11 protein-coding genes and 3 tRNA genes are annotated in these 18,784 nt (G+C 49.9%); all 14 read left to right on the top strand.

Annotation, left to right across the window (positions count from 1 at the left end):
* The first annotated feature begins 115 nt into the window (after positions 1-115).
* The 14 genes from recA (at position 116) to EK22_RS03250 (ending at position 18,752) form a co-directional block, all read left to right on the top strand.
* Positions 116-1,153: a recombinase RecA gene (recA, locus tag EK22_RS03325; protein WP_020157559.1), complete on the top strand. Its 1,038-nt coding sequence runs from the start codon at positions 116-118 to the stop codon at positions 1,151-1,153.
* A gap of 98 nt (positions 1,154-1,251) precedes the next feature.
* The gene (locus EK22_RS03320) at positions 1,252-1,644 is read left to right on the top strand and encodes a regulatory protein RecX (protein ID WP_232216313.1); all 393 of its coding nucleotides are present in this window, start codon (positions 1,252-1,254) and stop codon (positions 1,642-1,644) included.
* Between the two features lie 30 nt (positions 1,645-1,674).
* On the top strand, positions 1,675-4,278 hold the full coding sequence (gene alaS, locus EK22_RS03315) for an alanine--tRNA ligase (protein WP_036248314.1): 2,604 nt from the start codon (positions 1,675-1,677) through the stop codon (positions 4,276-4,278).
* Positions 4,279-4,296: 18 nt separating this feature from the next.
* On the top strand, positions 4,297-5,523 hold the full coding sequence (locus tag EK22_RS03310) for an aspartate kinase (RefSeq protein ID WP_020157555.1): 1,227 nt from the start codon (positions 4,297-4,299) through the stop codon (positions 5,521-5,523).
* A gap of 92 nt (positions 5,524-5,615) precedes the next feature.
* Positions 5,616-5,816 carry a carbon storage regulator CsrA gene (csrA, locus tag EK22_RS23490; RefSeq protein ID WP_081917748.1) on the top strand — a complete coding sequence of 67 codons (201 nt, stop codon included), beginning with the start codon at positions 5,616-5,618 and terminating at the stop codon, positions 5,814-5,816.
* Between the two features lie 8 nt (positions 5,817-5,824).
* Positions 5,825-5,916, top strand: a tRNA-Ser gene (locus EK22_RS03305).
* A gap of 84 nt (positions 5,917-6,000) precedes the next feature.
* Positions 6,001-6,077 (top strand) — tRNA-Arg (locus tag EK22_RS03300).
* A gap of 23 nt (positions 6,078-6,100) precedes the next feature.
* A tRNA-Asn gene (locus EK22_RS03295) sits at positions 6,101-6,176 on the top strand.
* Positions 6,177-7,986: 1,810 nt separating this feature from the next.
* Positions 7,987-9,117, top strand: coding sequence for a sugar transferase (locus EK22_RS25155; RefSeq protein ID WP_036248078.1), 1,131 nt, complete (start codon positions 7,987-7,989; stop codon positions 9,115-9,117).
* A gap of 419 nt (positions 9,118-9,536) precedes the next feature.
* Positions 9,537-10,037, top strand: coding sequence for an acyltransferase (locus EK22_RS03270; protein WP_020157551.1), 501 nt, complete (start codon positions 9,537-9,539; stop codon positions 10,035-10,037).
* A gap of 341 nt (positions 10,038-10,378) precedes the next feature.
* Positions 10,379-11,422, top strand: a complete 1,044-nt coding sequence (locus EK22_RS03265; RefSeq protein ID WP_036248076.1) for a Gfo/Idh/MocA family protein — start codon at positions 10,379-10,381, stop codon at positions 11,420-11,422.
* Positions 11,419-12,582 carry a DegT/DnrJ/EryC1/StrS family aminotransferase gene (locus EK22_RS03260; RefSeq protein ID WP_036248073.1) on the top strand — a complete coding sequence of 388 codons (1,164 nt, stop codon included), beginning with the start codon at positions 11,419-11,421 and terminating at the stop codon, positions 12,580-12,582. The genes EK22_RS03265 and EK22_RS03260 overlap by 4 nt, the downstream gene beginning before the upstream one ends.
* A 251-nt stretch (positions 12,583-12,833) precedes the next feature.
* On the top strand, positions 12,834-17,807 hold the full coding sequence (locus EK22_RS23020) for a beta-xylosidase family glycoside hydrolase (RefSeq protein ID WP_051961643.1): 4,974 nt from the start codon (positions 12,834-12,836) through the stop codon (positions 17,805-17,807).
* Positions 17,808-18,128: 321 nt separating this feature from the next.
* On the top strand, positions 18,129-18,752 hold the full coding sequence (locus tag EK22_RS03250; protein WP_161786370.1) for an Lcl domain-containing protein: 624 nt from the start codon (positions 18,129-18,131) through the stop codon (positions 18,750-18,752).
* Positions 18,753-18,784 lie beyond the last annotated feature (32 nt).

The raw sequence follows: 18,784 nt of genomic DNA, 5'->3' as shown, positions 1-18,784 counted from the left end.
TTGCAAAAGAGGTAAGGTTGATTTGCAAATCAAGGCTATCCGAATACATATCTCTATGTGATAATAAACAGTTCGATTGAGCGATACTTCCTTTTCAATATACAGGGCATAAACAATGGATGAGAACAAGAAGAAGGCGCTGGGCGCAGCGCTGATGCAGATAGAAAAACAGTTCGGTAAGGGATCTGTCATGCGCATGGGCGATGTAGCTGCCGCGCGTGATATCGAAGTGGTTTCTACCGGTTCTCTGGGGTTGGATATTGCGCTGGGCTGCGGAGGCTTACCGCGCGGCCGTATTGTGGAAATTTATGGACCTGAATCATCCGGCAAAACCACCTTGACGCTGCAAGTTATTGCTGAAATGCAAAAACTCGGTGGCACAGCGGCTTTTGTCGATGCCGAACATGCATTGGATCCCAGTTACGCCGAAAAAATCGGCGTCAATGTCGATGATCTCCTGGTGTCTCAACCCGACACCGGTGAGCAGGCCCTGGAAATTACCGACATGCTGGTGCGTTCCGGTGCCGTTGATGTCGTCGTCGTCGATTCGGTCGCGGCCTTAACGCCCAAGGCTGAAATCGAAGGCGATATGGGCGACTCCCATATGGGACTGCAGGCGCGCCTGATGTCGCAGGCATTGAGAAAATTAACAGCCAACATCAAGCGATCCAATACGCTGGTTATTTTTATTAACCAGATCAGGATGAAAATCGGCGTTATGTTCGGCAGCCCCGAAACAACGACCGGCGGTAATGCACTTAAGTTTTATTCCTCGGTGCGATTGGATATTCGACGTATCGGCTCGGTTAAAAAAGGCGAAGAAGTAATAGGAAACGAAACTCGCGTAAAGGTTGTTAAAAATAAAGTCGCTCCACCTTTTAAACAGGCTGAGTTCGAGATTTTGTATAACGAGGGTGTGTCGTTCCTGGGCGAACTGGTCGACTTGGGGGTCAATTATGGTTTCATCCAGAAGGCGGGGTCCTGGTACAGCTATGGCGATGAAAAAATTGGCCAAGGCAAGGATAACGCTAAAACCTTCCTGAAGGAACATCCTGAAAAAGCCAAAGAGATCGAAAGCAAAATACGGGCCGAGGCGTTTGGGCGGAAGCCAGAACTCATTGAGGAAGCTTCTCTGGCGGATGAAGGCGACTAGCCGCTCGGTTGATTTAATCTGTTGTGAATGACGCTTGTAAAGCAATTAAGGAAACCTGTCTTCGATTACTGACTCGCAGAGAGCATAGCCGGAAAGAATTGCTCGTTAAATTAACGGGAAAAGGTTTTGATAGGGCAGACATACTGGCTGTTATTGATGAGTTAGCGCGACAAGGCTGGCAAAATGATCAACGCTATGCCACAAACTATGCCCGCTATCGTATGCAGAGAGGCTATGGACCTGTCCGCATTGAATATGAGCTTCGGCAAAATGGAATTGATGAAATTGATTTAGAGGAAGTTTTACGAGAGTCCGGCGATAGTTGGATGGAACTGCTGGAGCAGGTTTACAGCAAAAAATATAACCATAAGAAAAACCTGGATCGAAATGAGTGGGCAAGACGCAGCCGATTTTTATTGCATCGCGGCTTTACCGGTGAAATGATCAGTGCTTTATATGATCATTTGAATATTAACAAGAATAAATTTTAGTTTTTAAATCATTTAGTTACTATGAGAAAAATGACTAGTTCAGAATTGCGCTCCGCATTTCTGGAATTCTTTCGCGAACGAGGTCACTCTGTGCAGCCTTCAAGTTCGCTAGTGCCCGGTAATGACCCGACCTTGTTATTCACGAATGCCGGCATGGTGCAGTTCAAGGATGTATTTCTAGGCAGAGATCAGCGCGATTATAGTCGGGCCGTGACTAGCCAGCGCTGTGTGAGAGCAGGCGGCAAGCACAATGATTTGGAAAATGTCGGTTATACGGCCCGTCATCATACGTTTTTTGAAATGCTGGGCAATTTCAGCTTCGGCGACTATTTCAAGAAAGAAGCAATCCATTTTGCCTGGGAATTTCTGACGAAGGAGTTGGGAATTCCAGCGCAGAAATTATGGGTAACCGTTTTTGAGGAAGATTCCGAAGCTGAAAAAATATGGCTGCAGGATATCGGAATCGATCCGAGCCGGTTTTCAAGAATCGGTGCCAAGGATAACTTTTGGTCCATGGGCGATGTCGGTCCTTGCGGGCCATGTACCGAAATATTCTATGATCATGGCGAAGACATTCCTGGCGGTCCGCCGGGTTCACCGGAAGAGGATGGAGACAGATATATCGAAATCTGGAACCTGGTGTTCATGCAATATGATCGCGACAGTGAAGGAAATTTACATCCCTTGCCCAAACCTTCTGTCGATACAGGCATGGGGCTTGAGCGAATCTCAGCAGTGATGCAAGGGGTGCACAGCAATTATGAGATCGATCTGTTTCAGAAATTGCTGAGAGCCGCGGCTGAAATCGCCGGAACCAATGATTTAACGCAAAGTTCATTGCGGGTGATTGCCGATCATATCCGTTCCTGCGCCTTCCTGGTGGCCGATGGTGTCATGCCGTCAAACGAAGGGCGCGGGTATGTCCTGCGGCGGATCATTCGCCGGGCTATCCGCCACGGTTATCGTCTGGGTATTCGTGATGTGTTCTTCTATAAATTAGTCGCGCCACTGGTAGAGGCAATGGGCGAGGCTTATCCGGAACTTAAAAACGGGCAGGCGCAAGTCGAACGGGTACTGAAAAAAGAAGAAGAGCGCTTTGCTGAAACTTTAGAACAAGGCATGAAAATCCTCGAAGCTTGTGTGGCCAGAATGGAAGGTTCGGTAATTCCTGGTGATACGGTATTCCAGCTTTATGATACATACGGTTTTCCGGTGGATTTGACGGCTGATTTTGCTCGTGAAAACCATCTCTCCGTCGACCATGCCGGTTTTGAAATGGCTATGTCCGAGCAGCGGCAAAGAGCTCGATCCGCCAGCAGTTTCGGGGCCGATTATGATCAGGATATCAAACTGGATGTGCAGACCGAATTCACCGGTTACAAACAACTCGATGATCAGGTACATATCCTTGGACTTTACCAAAAAGGCCAACCGGTTGACAGTCTGGAGGAAGGTGACGAAGGCATTGTGGTTCTGGATAAAACGCCTTTCTATGCTGAATCCGGGGGGCAGGTGGGCGATTGCGGCAGAATCGAAGCCGATGGCGCAGTATTTGAAGTGACTGATACGCAAAAGCAGGGCGGTAATCTGTTTTTACATAAGGGTAAGGTCACTGCGGGAACTCTGAGCAAAGGGCAAGTGTGCGATGCGCGTGTCAGTGCCGCCGATAGAAAGGCAACTGAACTGAATCATTCGGCTACCCATTTACTGCATGCGGCATTAAGACGGGTTTTAGGTGATCATGTGGCTCAGAAAGGATCCCTGGTTAACGCGGAGCGTCTGCGATTTGACTTCTCGCATTTTGAACCAGTGACAGCCTATGAAATCAGCGTTATTGAACATCTGGTCAATGAGCAGATCCGGTTGAACAATCCCGTTTCCGCGCAAATCATGGCGAAAGATGAAGCTATGAATGCCGGAGCCATGGCTTTGTTTGGCGAAAAATACGGTGACGAAGTCAGGGTTCTTACGATTGGCGAGTTCTCAACCGAGCTTTGCGGCGGCACACATGTCGATAGGGCGGGCGACATAGGTTGTTTTAAAATAATCAGTGAAACCGGTATTGCGGCGGGTGTTAGACGTATTGAAGCGGTAACCGGAAATGCCTGTATTGACTGGATTGAAAGTCGAGACAAGGCCTTGACCGGTATTGCGGGGCTTTTAAAAAGTTCAGTCGAAAAGGCGCCCGAAAAAGTCGAACAACTGATAGAAAAAAACAAGTCATTGGAGAAACAGCTGGAACGCTTGAAATCAAAACTGGCGAGTTCAACAGGTGGAGAGATCAGTGCGCAGGCTATTGATGTCGGCGGTATCAAGGTTTTAGCCGTCAAACTCGATGATGTTGACCCTAAATCCATGCGCGACATGGTGGATCAGTTGAAAAACAAATTAGGCAGCTCTGCAATCGTGCTGGCGGTCGTCGATAACGGCAAGGTCATGCTATGCGCGGGCGTCTCCAAAGATCAAATGGGACGTATAAAAGCTGGCGATCTGGTTAATTTTGTGGCGACAAAAGTCGGTGGCAAGGGCGGCGGCAGACCTGATATGGCCCAGGCCGGCGGCAATGATCCATCTCGTTTGGCCGAGGCATTGGCTCAGGTTCCGGCTTGGGTGCAAGAGCAAATGAATGCTTGAAAATTAAGGTTATAGTGAATGGCATTATATGTATACAAATTCGGCGGTACTTCGGTAGGTTCTGTCGAGCGAATTAAAGCAGTCGCTGAAAAAGTCAAAAAAGCGCATGATCTAGGTGATCAGATTGTCGTCGTCGTTTCGGCGATGAGCGGCGAAACCAATCGTTTGGTGTCCTTGGCAAGGGAAATGCAACAACAGCCCACTGAAAGAGAAATGGATGTTCTGCTGTCAACAGGAGAGCAGGTCACCGTTTCGCTTTTGAGTATGGCTTTGCACGAGATTGGCTGTCCGGCGTGTTCTTATACCGGAGGGCAGGTAAAAATTCTGACCGACAGCAGTCATACTAAAGCCCGGATACGCAATATAGATGATACCCGCATACGAATGCACCTTAACGCGGGAAAGGTCATTGTTGTCGCCGGTTTTCAAGGTGTTGATGAGCACGACAATATCACGACATTGGGACGTGGTGGTTCTGATACGACAGCAGTTGCCTTAGCGGCGGCTTTAAAAGCCGATGAATGTCATATTTATACGGACGTGGACGGTGTCTACACTACTGATCCCAGGGTAGAGCCGAAAGCCCGCAGGCTCGACAAAATCACTTTTGAAGAAATGCTGGAGATGGCCAGCTTGGGTTCAAAAGTGCTGCAAATCCGATCAGTTGAGTTTGCCGGCAAATATAATGTTGCTTTAAGAGTATTATCATCATTTAAAGAAGGTAAGGGTACGCTCATTACCTATGAGGAATCACAAATGGAAAGTGCTTTAATTTCCGGAATCGCATTTAATCGAGACGAGGCAAAATTAACCATTACCGGGGTACCTGATTTGCCGGGTGTTGCGTTTAAGATTCTTGGGCCGATTGCCGATGCCAATATCGAAATCGACATGATCGTCCAGAATATTGCCGATGATTCGACGACGGATTTTACTTTTACCGTGCATCGCAATGATTACCTCAGGGCGAAAACGTTATTGGAAGGCATACGCGAAGAGCTTGGTGCCAGAAAAGTTACTGGCGATGACAGTATTGTAAAGATTTCAATTGTGGGCGTTGGCATGCGTTCTCATGCGGGCATTGCCAGCACTATGTTTAAAACGCTTGCAAAAGAAGGGATAAACATTAGAATGATATCGACTTCTGAAATTAAAATTTCCGTTGTTGTTGATGAGAAATATCTGGAGCTGGCAGTCAGAGCACTACATGCTGCTTTCAAGTTAGATCAAGAAGTAGAATCTTAAACTTTATTTATCTGAAAAAGCTGCTATAATTGTGCATCTTGGTTGGATGCTGTGTAAGAACAGTGGTTTTTAAATAGATATAGGGAGAAGCCATGCTTATCTTGACTCGTCGGGTAGGAGAGACTTTGATGATCGGTGATGAAGTTACAGTCACTGTTCTTGGAGTCAAAGGAAATCAGGTTCGCATCGGTGTTAACGCACCAAAAGAAGTCTCTGTTCATAGGGAAGAAATTTATGAAAGGATTAAAAAAGAACAAGCTGAGTCTACAGGATTGAGCGACTCAGAAGAGTAAAAGTTTTAGGAGAGATGGCCGAGAGGCTGAAGGCGCTCCCCTGCTAAGGGAGTATGGGTTTTATCGCCCATCGAGGGTTCGAATCCCTCTCTCTCCGCCACGATAGTTAAGGTTGATTTTTATTTTTTAAAAAAATAAAGTTGACAAGGAATCATCAACAAAGGATAATGATCGGATCAATAAGGCGCCCGTAGCTCAGCTGGATAGAGTACTCGGCTACGAACCGAGCGGTCGGGAGTTCGAATCTCTCCGGGCGCGCCATTGAAGATTCTAAAAAAGTTTATTCCCCTGTAGCTCAGTCGGTAGAGCGGATGACTGTTAATCATTAGGTCGGCGGTTCGAGCCCGTCCGGGGGAGCCAAGTAAAATTAGGGCCTGCAAACTGCAGGCCCTTTTTTTTGCCTTTTTTCCAATCAATTTCCGGTTCATAAAGTCATTAGGTCGGTATCAAGACCTGTTCCGAGTTGTCCCCGCTTGCTTATTTTCCTTAAGAAAACAGCTGATAAGTTACTCGTTCCTAACTCTCCTGTGTGAAATGCGGGCCGAGGCTGTGAAAGAATTGGAACGTCATAAAAAGCCTTGTTCACCACGGAGGACAAGAAGAAAATTAAGTCAATCGATAGCTTAAGACTTCATGTTCTCGATTGCTGTTCCAAACATAATTCTACCGAGTCCTACATGGAGGCGTTCGTGTCCTCGGTACACCGCTAGGCTGCTCCTGAATTGCTAAGCCCCAGGGATGTGACGAATGGAAAACGCAGGAGTTGTTGCCGAGGAGCAAATATCTGCACCTGCATTCGTGTGGTTAAATCCTTTAAATTGAATACTTTCACGCTCTCTTTAGTGTAGCGACATTACCTGAGGAGGTAGCGGGTGTGTGGAAACTGGTGACCTTGGCCTTCAATTTAAGGCGAATGCATATGCTGGAGGCGGGATGGGAAAATGACCTGAAGCCCCTTCCCCTCGGCTCGACGGAATCGAGATAACTACAGGCCATTTCCCAATGTGATTCCAGCAATCGCTCAACTAAGGAGCGTGAATTTTATAACTCCCGCAACTGACTTGTCTTTCCGTCCCTCTTCGGCGTTGCCTACAGGGATGTAGGTAAGGGGCGTGAGCAGGAGCGGAAGCTTTGCGCAAACAGTTACATAGCTGGCTATGCGCCTGTTTGCGCGCCTTGAACAGGAACAGAAATCCTGCCTCAATTGCGGGTCTTATTTCATTCGCGTTCCTAAGCGAGTCAAAGTCGCTGAAAATCTGGTTGTATATGACCTGAATACCGAGCTCTATTCCCGAACAGACCCCCTAGAGACATCTATTTGTGTAGGCACGTTTCTGTTCGGTTTTTTTGAATTCAATTTCTTGTTGCAAAATAGTCTACACAAGCCGGTCTTGATGTTTTTTGGTTTGGCTATTAGCCCCTTGCATCACGGGATATGTTTCAACAGATCATTTACATTTGACATTCTGATAGCGGTCGATTGCATTGTAATGGAAGATTTCAAGATATTAGGAATGGGCATAAAATAACTTCCTCAAGTGCACGGATGCATTTCCGGTGTAGGTGCGGATTTATCCGCACAGTGCGAATACCCTGAAGGGCACAAGTGAATTCGCACCTACAATTGCCTGATTTATTCCATGCTCATTACTTAGTCTGATCATTGATCAGCAGGTCACCTAGTAGTGCGGTTGTTATCCGCCGAATTACAAGTTTTTCATATCCTCCTGATAATCCCTTTACAGCAAAATACCTGCCAGATTAAGGCGCGTAAGTCCTGGTAATGTTACTTAGGTATTTGTACCAAGTGTGATTTCGGGTGAAAAAAAGGAACAATAATCACTCAGTAACATGCTCAAAATTATTAAGCATGGATGTTCATCGACATCATTTGCGTATTACAACTGCGTGATCTTTAGATTACGCTAGCCGGCTAAAAAATTGATTAAGGAATCAAGCTTAAAAAAAAACAGCTTTAAGCGCGATTGCATGTATTTTGAAAAAATTGATGAAACAAAAAAGTTGTTGCCGGTTTTGAAGACACTATGTGTATTTTATTCGATGAGTATCTTGAACAATGGAGCTATGTTGTTACTCATTAACAATGAGGATTTAAAAGATGCTTAAAATATTTTATGTACGTTGCTAAGACGTTAGCATTGGGATAAAAATGAAAAAAAGCGAAGATTTACTTTTAAAGCCAACGCCATTTTCCAACCCCACCCATAATTCAAATCACTATCGGCCTGATTTCGGAAAAATTTTTTATGATTCCAGTTTTATTGAGCAGTTACGTCTTGAGAAGCTTCGGGCTCAGCGATCCAGGTCAGCATTATCAATTATATTGCTGACTCTCAATAAAGAGGCAAGTGAGGAATCAACGGATATGATTGAGATTTTGCACGATGTTCGGTCAAAAACACGGGATACCGATATTTGTGGCTTTGTCAATCAAGAAACCATCGGTGTACTTCTCCCCGATACTGATGAAACCGGAGCCAAAGTGATTTGTGGAAAATTAATCAATGGAAATAACTATCCAAAATTTTCTATCACCACTTCGACTTATCCGGATCAAATATTTGAAAGTCTCGTAAAAAACGGCTGTATTCGGCCAGATGCTTACCCTTTCGAGTTGGAAGATTCAAGGAGGGCTTCAGAGCTGAAATTACTGGTCAAAAGAGGCGTCGATATCATAGGTTCGATCATCGGTATATTTACTTTAATGCCTGTAATGTTAATTACCGTATTCGCTATCAAAGCGACTTCTCCGGGCCCCGTTATTTTCAGGCAAATCCGATTGGGCAAACAAGGTATCCCTTTTACATTCTATAAATTCCGATCCATGCATGAGGGTATGGATGATCAGATACATCGTGAATATATTCAAGACTTTATCGATGGCCATCACGTAAAAATTAATCAGGGGAATGAGGAAAAGCCGTTATTCAAAATTAAATCTGATCCCAGGACAACCAGGATTGGGAGATTCATTCGAAAAACCAGTATTGATGAGCTGCCTCAGCTTTTCAATGTATTACAGGGGGACATGAGTCTGGTTGGTCCCAGGCCGCCTCTTCCTTATGAAGCGGAAAAATATCAACCGTGGCATCTCAGGCGAATATTAGAGATGAAGCCCGGGATCACAGGGCTCTGGCAAGTGGAAGGGCGGAGCAAGACCGGATGGGATGACGCTGTAAGGCTAGATATTCGGTATATTCAAAACTGGTCTCTCTTGTTTGATTTAAAGATTTTACTGAGAACTGTGACGGAGGTTTTAAGATGCCGGGGGGCTGTTTGATGCGTAAGGCAACGAAAGCCAGCAGATCCTGCTTAATTGACCGAATCCCCGATATTCGGGCCTGGAAACAGTTGCATTTCCTGGGTTTCTGGTTCGGCGCCTCCGGTAAGCCTGAAAATGGCAAGTTAAGGACGAATAACACTCAGGATCTGGCTAAAAATGACTTCCTGAAACTGGAATCCTGCATAGGATGCGCTGACCAAAAGTAGGTGCTCCAGGCGGCGCAGTGAAGCGCATCGCTCGCGAACGATGCGCCTCCTGTCGTCGGCGCATCCTATGTTTAAACAGGGAAATTATTTAAGACCAAATCCTAAGCAGCGAAAGCCGGCAGCGGTACCGGGCATCATCGTTAGTCTGAGTCTGGGCAACGAATGATTTTGCTGGATAGAACAACTCCTATTCAATTTAGAGGAAACAGAATGATTAAAGAGAATGTGGTTTTAGGTGAAGATGTTGTCATATTCCATCCTCAGCTCGTAAATCTGTACGGTTGCGTTATTGGCGAGGGGACCCGAATCGGTACTTTCGTGGAGATACAAAAGGGGGTTTCGGTAGGAGCCCGTTGCAAAATATCCAGCCATACGTTTATTTGCGAAGGGGTTGATATCGAGGACGGGGTCTTCGTCGGCCATGGTGTTATGTTCACTAATGATATTTATCCGAAAGCCGTTAATGCGGAAGGAGATTTGCAAACAGAGGCTGATTGGCAGGTTATCAGGACTCATGTCAAGGCACGCGCTTCCATTGGCAGCAACGCAACTATTCTTTGTGGCATCACTATTGGCGAAGGGGCTTTGATTGGTGCCGGAGCTGTGGTTACCCGCGATGTGCCCGACCATGCAATCGTCGCTGGCATACCAGCCCGCGTCGTGGGAGATGCTCGTGCTCGGGGGAGCGCGGCGGCGACAAGTGTTGCCTAGGACATTGCTGCGGAGTTTTGACCATTACTGTAAGCGTATCAATAAGGGCAACCAGACTCTTGCAGCGCCTTGTAATCGATGAAGTTGATGACTGGGGCTCTTCCGATGCGGTGAGCCACTGAACAACGTATGTTTGGGACCATTTGTGGATTATCTCCTTAGAGTGGGCCCCTCCCGTGTTGGGTATTCCGCGTCGCGGGTTACCGGCACCTGAGTTTTTTATACGGATAACCGCGGGAGTAGCTCTCATACTGGTGAATTATGTGATGCGCAAAGTGGTTGGATTTTCAGCAATTTTGAAAGTAATGCAATTAATTCCATTCAACTGAAAGAGAGTCATCATGATTAAAATAGGCATTATCGGCTATGGCTACTGGGGACCCAATTTGGTCAGAAATTTCACCGAAACCCCGGGGCTGACAGTTGCCGGCGTAGCGGATCTGGATCAGAAGAGACTCGAGATTGTTCAGAAACGTTATCCGGGCGTGAAAACGACAACGCGCTTCCAGGATCTGGTTGAGGATATATCCATTGATGCCATCGCGGTGGCAACGCCAGTCAGCACACATTTCGAACTAGGAATGGCGGTCCTCAAGGCCGGGAAGCATTTGTGGCTGGAAAAGCCCATGACTGAGACATCTGCTCAGGCACACAAGCTGGCTGAGGAAGCCGAGAAACGGAAGCGCGTGTTGATCGTCGACCATACATTCATTTATACGGGAGCGGTACGTAAAATTGCGGAGATCATAAAGCAAGAGGATCTAGGCAGCATTTATTACTACGACTCGACCCGAGTCAATCTTGGCTTGTTCCAGCGCGATGTGAGCGTCATTTCCGACTTGGCTGTGCATGACTTCTCTATCCTCGATTACTTGCTGGGGGAGCAACCGGTGGCGGTATCGGCCGCTGGGACCAATCACTTTCCCGGCACACCGGAGAATCTGGCATATGTCTCACTGTTCTATGATTCCGGCATGATTGCGCATAGCAATGTAAGCTGGCTGGCGCCGGTTAAGGTGCGCCAGATTCTCATCGGCGGCAGCAAGAAAATGATTACTTATGATGACTTGGAGCCAAGTGAAAAGATCAAGGTCTATGACAAGGGCATTAGCTTTACCGACGACCCCCGGCAGATTTATGCGATGCGGGTTGGCTATCGTACCGGAGACATGTGGGCGCCATGGCTGGATTCCACAGAGGCCTTGCGGGTTGAGGGAGAACATTTCGTCGACTGTATCGAGCATGACAAGACCGCGCAAACGGATGGAGCACTGGGGCTGCGCGTGGTGCAGTTGATTGAGGCAGCGACCCGGTCGATGAGCGAAAGTGGCCGAGCCGTCAAAATCAATGGAATGCACATGTGCCAAGGGAGGATAGTGGCATGATTCCGTTTGTCGATCTTAAAGCGCAATACACTGGAATCCAGGATGAAATCAACGCCGCTATCCAGGGGGTATTGGAAACTTGCCAGTTTACCCTGGGAAGCGAGGTGGCAGCGTTTGAAGAAGAATTTGCCGCCTATTGCCAGGCCCAATATGGCATTGGCGTGAATACAGGGACCAGCGCTCTGCACCTTGCCCTGCTAGCGGCTGGAATTGGTCCCCAGGATGAGGTGATTACGGTTCCATTTACCTTTGTGGCAACCGTGGCGGCGATTGACTATACCGGTGCTAAAGCCGTGTTTGTTGACATCGACCCGCAAACGTTCACGATTGATGCGAAGGCGATCGAAAGCGCTATCACCGATAGGACCAAAGCCATTGTGCCCGTACACCTGTATGGTCAGCCGGCCGACATGGACCCCATTCTGGAAGTTGCTAGACGGCATGGTCTGGTGGTGATCGAAGATGCCGCCCAGGCTCATGGGGCCGAATACAAAGGGCGTAGAGTGGGCACTCTGGGAGATATGGGCTGTTTCAGTTTCTACCCGGGCAAGAATCTGGGTGCCTGCGGTGAAGGCGGCATGGTGGTGACTAACAATACCGAATATACTCGCGCCATCCGCATGCTTCGCGACTGGGGGGCAGAGCAGAAATACCGGCATGTGCTCAAGGGATACAATTATCGCATGGAGGGTATCCAAGGGGCTGTCCTCAGAGTCAAGCTGCGCCATCTGGAAACATGGACTGAAGCGAGGCGGGCGGCGGCCAGGTATTACAACGAGCTGCTGTCTGACAGCGGAGTGCCGACGCCAGAGGTCATGCCTTATGTCCGGCATGTGTACCATATCTATGCGGTCCGGACCCGGCGGCGTAATGAATGGCAACAGGCATTGCTGGCCAAAGGCATTCAGACAGGCATTCATTATCCCATTCCCGTGCATTTGCTGCCGGCCCATGCCGACCTGAGCTATGCAAGAGGGGATTTTCCCCATTCAGAACAAGCGGCCGAGGAAGTCCTCTCCCTTCCGATGTTTGCCGAGCTAAGTCGGGCTCAATGCAAAGCGGTTTGTGAAGCGGTCAAGATGCTGGCGAGCCAGTCGGGGACTGAGCCGGAAGAAAACCATGATACGCATGCATTTGTTCAGAAACAGCTTGCGAATTGAGCGTTAGTTGGAGCAGCAGTGTTATTGGGAATGTTGTGGCGGAAGCACGAGATGCAGGAAGCTTGGCGCGAGGATGTAAAGCCGAGCTCGCGGCGGGATATAACCAACGGGTTAGCCGCGTTGAATAGGTTTTCCGCTGGTTATGCTTTAACCGACGACGGTGAATACAGACGTATTAAGAATGGCAACAGGCGATAATTGAAAGGATCAGTGCCAACTGATGGAAAATATAAAACCTAGAGGCTGGTGACATGATGGCATTATATAAAACGGTTCTTGTAATTTTATTGTTCTTCATCCTTGGCACTCAACAACAACTCCTGGCTGACGAACACTATGATTTTGTCTATCCCAATCGGGCAAGCTTACTGGCGGCGGGTTGGGACTTTACGGCGAAAACAAGCAGCGGGGATGAGAGAAATACCGAGCAAACCACAGGTGCGGTCGTTTCCTATGATCAATCCTCACATCCCGGGATCTTGCGGATACCGGCGGATGTTGGCGACTTATGGTCGAATCTGAACAATTCCCGCAATACGCTGTTTCGCGATTTGCCTCCCGACTGGACGAGTATCACACTCAACTTGTCATTCGCGCCTACGGATAACTATCAACAAGCGGGGCTGTTGCTTTATCAAGATGACGACAACTACATACAGGTAACCCGGATATACAATGGCGGCAATCATTTTGAGTTCGTTTACGAATCCGATGGCGTCGGCGTCGTTGACAGCGCGGCCGGAACCAGCGCGACCAGTAATCTTTATCTTCGTTTAAGTCGGGGCAACGATAGCTTTATCGGGGAATATTCAATCGGCGGAAGTGCCTGGACTGAGCTTGGCAGGATCGCTCAGCGGCTAAAGAATCCACGTCTGGCAATTTTTGTCGGCGCTTCTCCTTTCGGTTTTCCGAATGCCGATCTGGCTTCGGTTCATATCACAACGGGCATAGTTCCAGGCCCTGACTTATCATTATTTCCCAGGGATATTGTTTTTAACACAACCGCCGGTTCCGCGAATCCGTCTTCACAGAGCATCAATGTTTTGTCACGCGGGTTAGAGGATTTCGATTGGAATGCGACGCCGGAGGCACCGTGGTTAGCGGCCTCTCCGTTGAATGGCAGCACTCCGGGTACCATGGACGTTTCTGTAAATGCATCAGGTTTGTCACCTGGCGTCTATTCCTCAACCGTGACAGTCAGCGCCGAAACGGCCGGGAATAGCCCGCAACAAGTAGGGGTCGATCTAATCGTAAATCCAAGCACACCCGTTTCCGTCTCGCCATGGAAGGATGGTTACAGAAGTGCTTTGAGCGCTTCCACGGACGATAGTCAGACTTCGTGCTACAACACGGAACTGACTAATTCCATGGAAGGCGGGTTTTATATACAGGGGTTGGACAACCAGTCGCCAGCGCCTCCTGAAAATGTTCTATTTTCAACAATTTACAGTAATAACATGGAGCTGGGATCGCACACGGTCAATCATATCTGCGCACCAGTGTCCGAGGAGAATCTTCGGAATCAGGAATGGATTCCAAGCATCGAGTCCATCTGCGGATTAATAGGAGGCGGGCCGCTATGTTCTCAAATAACGACATTTGCCTGGCCCTGCGGTTTTACAGATGTCTATGAGCAGGATATATCCTCTGAGTACTTTTTAGCTTCCAGGGGCTATAACATTAACGAACTGGAAGACCAGACGCCAAGTAATTTCCACAACCTGAAGAGCTTCAACTCGCATGAACATACGCCGTACCCTCCCAGCGATTTGAAAACGGTCATAGATATGGCCGTGCAGCAGGAAAAATGGGCTAATCTGGTGCTTCATAACAGCTGTAACGACGATGATGCCATTGCTTATGCCGTCACTAAGGATATTTGGGGAGCGCCGGTCGATGCAGTGATAAAGTACATCCTGCAGAGGGATCGCTTTGTTTTAAATAATTATCAGGAAACGGAGGGCAAAACGACATTTGATTTTTACCGTTTGCCGATTCCCCAGACCGAGGTCAGGACATTTGATGACTCGTTCGGCCCTAACGATGTTATTACCTTAAAGGTCGATATCGACGATACTCGGACGGTTTCCTCAGTCCTCATCAATGGCGCCAACACGTCTTTTTTTATAAAGACAATCAATGGTAATGACATCCTGTTTTTTAATACCGCCATCGATATCAATCCCAAAGCCGCTGAAATCAATTATGGCGCTGTCGGACCCAATCCGACGATTGGCGTTTCTCCCGGTAGTTTGAGCTTTGCCGCTACGGAGGGCAGTAACCCGGCCAATCAGACGCTGGCGATCACGAACGCGGGCGGGGGCACGCTGAACTGGACCGCGTCGGCGGACGGGGCCGCACCGGCCTGGCTGGCGGTGAGCCCGACGAGCGGCACGGGAGACGGCACGCTGACGGTATCGGTCAACAGCGCCAGCCTGGCGCCCGGCACTTATACCAAGGCCATTACCATCGCCGCCGAAGGTGCGACGAACACGCCGCAGACGGTCAACGTGACGCTCACGGTCAGTCCGGCGGATAATCCGACGATTGGCGTTTCTCCCGGCAGCCTGAGCTTTACGGCCACGGCGGGCAGCAACCCGGCTAACCAGACGCTGGCGATCACCAACGCGGGCGGGGGCACGCTGAACTGGACCGCGTCGGCGGACGGCAGCGCACCGGCCTGGCTGGCGGTGAGCCCGACGAGCGGCACGGGAGCCGGCACGCTGACGGTGTCGGTCAACAGCGCCAGCCTGGCGCCCGGCACTTATACCAAGGCCATTACCATCGCCGCCGAGGGCGCGACGAACACGCCGCGGACGGTCAACGTGACGCTCACGGTCAGCCCTTCAGGCACCGTCCATGACGATTTTACCTACCCGGACAGGACCAGCCTGTTGGCAGACGGTTGGAATTTTCTGGCGCGGACTTCTACCGGAGGCACGCGCAATACCGAGCAGACCTCCGGAGCCGTGGTCAGCTATGACCAGACGGCGCATTCCGGGGTGATTCGCATACCGGTGGATACCGGTGATGTTTGGGAGGATGCGAATGATACCCGGAATTCATTGTTTAGAAACCTTCCGGCCAACTGGACGAGCATAAGACTCAAGTTGCAGTCTTTTTCGCCGACTCAGGATTACCAGCAGGCCGGGTTGCTGGCTTATCAGGATGATGACAACTATGTGCAGGTAACGCGAATTTACAATGGAGGGAACAGGATTAACTTCGCCCACGAGCTCAATGGATCGCCAACAGATCTTAACTCTGTTTCAGTGAGCGCGACCAGCAACCTGCACTTCCGCTTGGACCGTAATCCGGCGACAGGCAATATCAGCGGCTATTACTCATTGGACGGGGCTAACTGGACATCCCTGGGCAGCGTGGTTCAGACACTGAACAATCCGCGCTTCGCGATCGTGACAGGCGCTTCACCCGGTGGATTCCCCAATGCCGATATCGCCTGGACTGAAGTGATCACCAGTGCGGAATCTAATCCGACGATTGGCGTTTCTCCCGAAAGCCTGAGCTTTACGGCCACGGCGGGCAGCAACCCGGCCAACCAGACGCTGGCGATAACCAACGCGGGCGGGGGCACGCTGAACTGGACCGCGTCGGCGGACGGCAGCGCGCCGGCCTGGCTGGCGGTGAGTCCGACGAGCGGCACGGGAGCCGGCACGCCGACGGTGTCGGTCAACAGCGCCAGCCTGGCGCCCGGCACTTATACCAAGGCCATTACCATCGCCGCCGAGGGCGCGACGAACACGCCGCGGACGGTCAACGTGACGCTCACAGTCAGCCCTTCAGGCACCGTCCATGACGATTTTACCTACCCGGACAGGACCAGCCTGTTGGCAGACGGTTGGAATTTTCTGGCGCGGACTTCTACCGGAGGCACGCGCAATACCGAGCAGACCTCCGGAGCCGTGGTCAGCTATGACCAGACGGCGCATCCCGGGGTGATTCGCATACCGGTGGATGCCGGTGATGTTTGGGAGGATACGAATGATACTCGGAATTCATTGTTTAGAAACCTTCCGGCCAACTGGACGAGCATAAGACTCAAGTTGCAGTCTTTTTCGCCGACTCAGGATTACCAGCAGGCAGGGTTGCTGGCTTATCAGGATGATGACAACTATGTGCAGGTGACGCGAATTTACAATGGAGGGAACAGGGTTACCTTCGCCCACGAGCTCAATGGCTCGGCGAATGTCCCCAATTCTGTTTCGGTGAGCGCGACCAGCAACCTGCACTTCCGCTTGGACCGTAATCCGGCGACAGGCGATATCAATGGCTATTACTCATTGGACGGGGCTAACTGGACATCCCTGGGCAGCGTGGTTCAGACACTGAACAATCCGCGCTTCGCGATCGTGACAGGCGCTTCACCCGGCGGATTCCCCAATGCCGATATCGCCTGGACTGAAGTGATCACCAGTGCGGAATCTAATCCGACGATGACGCCACAATCGATAGCGGTAACACCGGCGAATCCGACGATTCAGGTGGGCGCGACCCAGCAATTTATAGCAACGGGGACTTATCCGGACAGCTCTACCGAGGATCTTACCGATAACGTAACCTGGGATTCCTCGAATACGGCGACGGCGACTATCGACCAATCCGGAGTGGCGACCGGGCATGATGCCGGAGAAAGCACCATTTCGGCGACGCTTGATGGCGTCACTGGCAGCACCGTGCTGACAGTGCAAAGCGCCAATATCTTTGTCGGTCCGACCGCCAATGCGCCGGTAATAAACCATGGCGACGGAAATGGATTTCAAACGAATCCGGCCAATGCTCACGGCGATGATGGCCTGTTCGCCGTGGACACAAACAGTGGCACCAATAGCAATACCTCCTGCACGAATGCCGGCAAGGATAAACATATCTATTATAACTACGGCCTCAACATACCGAGTGGCGCCACCATCGCGGGCATAGAGGTTCGTCTGGACGCACGGGTCGATGCCACGAGTGGTTCTCCGAGGATGTGTGTGCAACTTTCCTGGGATGGCGGCGCAACATGGACAGCGGCCAAAGTCACGCCGACGCTCTCAGGCAGCGAGGCTACCTATATTCTCGGCGGCACTGCCGATAACTGGGGCCGCTCCTGGGCTTCAAGCAATCTGTCAAACGCCAACTTCCGAGTGCGCGTTGCCAACGTGGCTTCGAATACGAGACGCGACTTTTCGCTGGATTGGGTAGCCGTGAGGGTGACCTATTAGTCATTTGCCCCCGCATTGTTGAGCATGAAACCGCAGGCAAGTCAGGCATGAATAGGGGTAAGAAAGTGATTATGAAGAAAATGTAACTTTAGGCGAATAGGGGGCCGCCGATCATCTCCAGTTCGTAATTTTTACGGTTGGATGATTGGTGCCCTTGCCAAAATCGATACATGGGGTGTACCGCGGCTATTGCCGGTGGGATTTACGTTATTTGGACTTGTACTTTTATGATGAGTAACGACCATGAAGCTATTTTCTGAGCAGCACTTGTTAGGAATTTTGACCAGCCTTCAAACATTTCGAAAGGCCGGCAATCGGGTTTTGAAAAAGGTAATACTGCTATCGCCATTGTTACTGTTATCCGGCGCGGGAGAGGCGGTTGCAGAGGCCGATGGCCCCTGCGAACGTGCCGGGTTCCGCTATGCCGATTGCGGCAATGGCACGGTAACCGATGCCGAGACGGGGTTGATCTGGCTGAAGGATGCAAACTGCGAAAATTTCGGCCCGAGGAATTGGGCCGATACCGCTGTCGCGGCGGCGGACCTGGCCAATGGTCAGTGCGGCTTAACTGATGGATCGTCACCAGGCGAATGGCATTTGCCCTTCTGGTTCGAGTGGGAAAGGACAGCTGCCGATGCGAGGGAAAAAAACTGCATGCCCTTTTTGACCGATGCAACCGGCGATCGTTGTTACAGCGAGGGATCGTCGCCATTTATCAACGTGCAAAACGGCTTCTATTGGACGGCGGCGGTCCAGCCAAACGCTCCTGGCACGGCATGGGCTTTGAGCATACCGGACACCACCGGCTACAACTATCGTGACCAGGCCTATGGCTGGCCGGTCCGGGGCAATAATATCGGTATTAATAAAGAAAGTTGTAAAAATAATGGTTGGCAGGCGCTCGGATTCAGAAATCAGGGGCTATGCATCAAGGCTCTAATGTAATCCGGTTACCAATGAGTCAGAACTTGATTTTA

Origin of the sequence: Methylobacter sp. BBA5.1 (assembly GCF_000746145.1) — a bacterium.
GTDB lineage: Bacteria > Pseudomonadota > Gammaproteobacteria > Methylococcales > Methylomonadaceae > Methylobacter > Methylobacter marinus.
This window is presented reverse-complemented; position numbering and strand designations above follow the sequence as displayed.

Bases quoted from the DNA above. Each gene is read 5' to 3' on its own strand.
- EK22_RS03310 (WP_020157555.1), top strand. From the start codon at position 4,297: ATGGCATTATATGTATACAAATTCGGCGGTACTTCGGTAGGTTCTGTC.
- csrA (WP_081917748.1), top strand. From the start codon at position 5,616: ATGCTTATCTTGACTCGTCGGGTAGGAGAGACTTTGATGATCGGTGAT.
- recA (WP_020157559.1), top strand. From the start codon at position 116: ATGGATGAGAACAAGAAGAAGGCGCTGGGCGCAGCGCTGATGCAGATA.
- EK22_RS03270 (WP_020157551.1), top strand. From the start codon at position 9,537: ATGATTAAAGAGAATGTGGTTTTAGGTGAAGATGTTGTCATATTCCAT.
- EK22_RS23020 (WP_051961643.1), top strand. From the start codon at position 12,834: ATGATGGCATTATATAAAACGGTTCTTGTAATTTTATTGTTCTTCATC.
- EK22_RS25155 (WP_036248078.1), top strand. From the start codon at position 7,987: ATGAAAAAAAGCGAAGATTTACTTTTAAAGCCAACGCCATTTTCCAAC.
- EK22_RS03265 (WP_036248076.1), top strand. From the start codon at position 10,379: ATGATTAAAATAGGCATTATCGGCTATGGCTACTGGGGACCCAATTTG.
- alaS (WP_036248314.1), top strand. From the start codon at position 1,675: ATGACTAGTTCAGAATTGCGCTCCGCATTTCTGGAATTCTTTCGCGAA.
- EK22_RS03260 (WP_036248073.1), top strand. From the start codon at position 11,419: ATGATTCCGTTTGTCGATCTTAAAGCGCAATACACTGGAATCCAGGAT.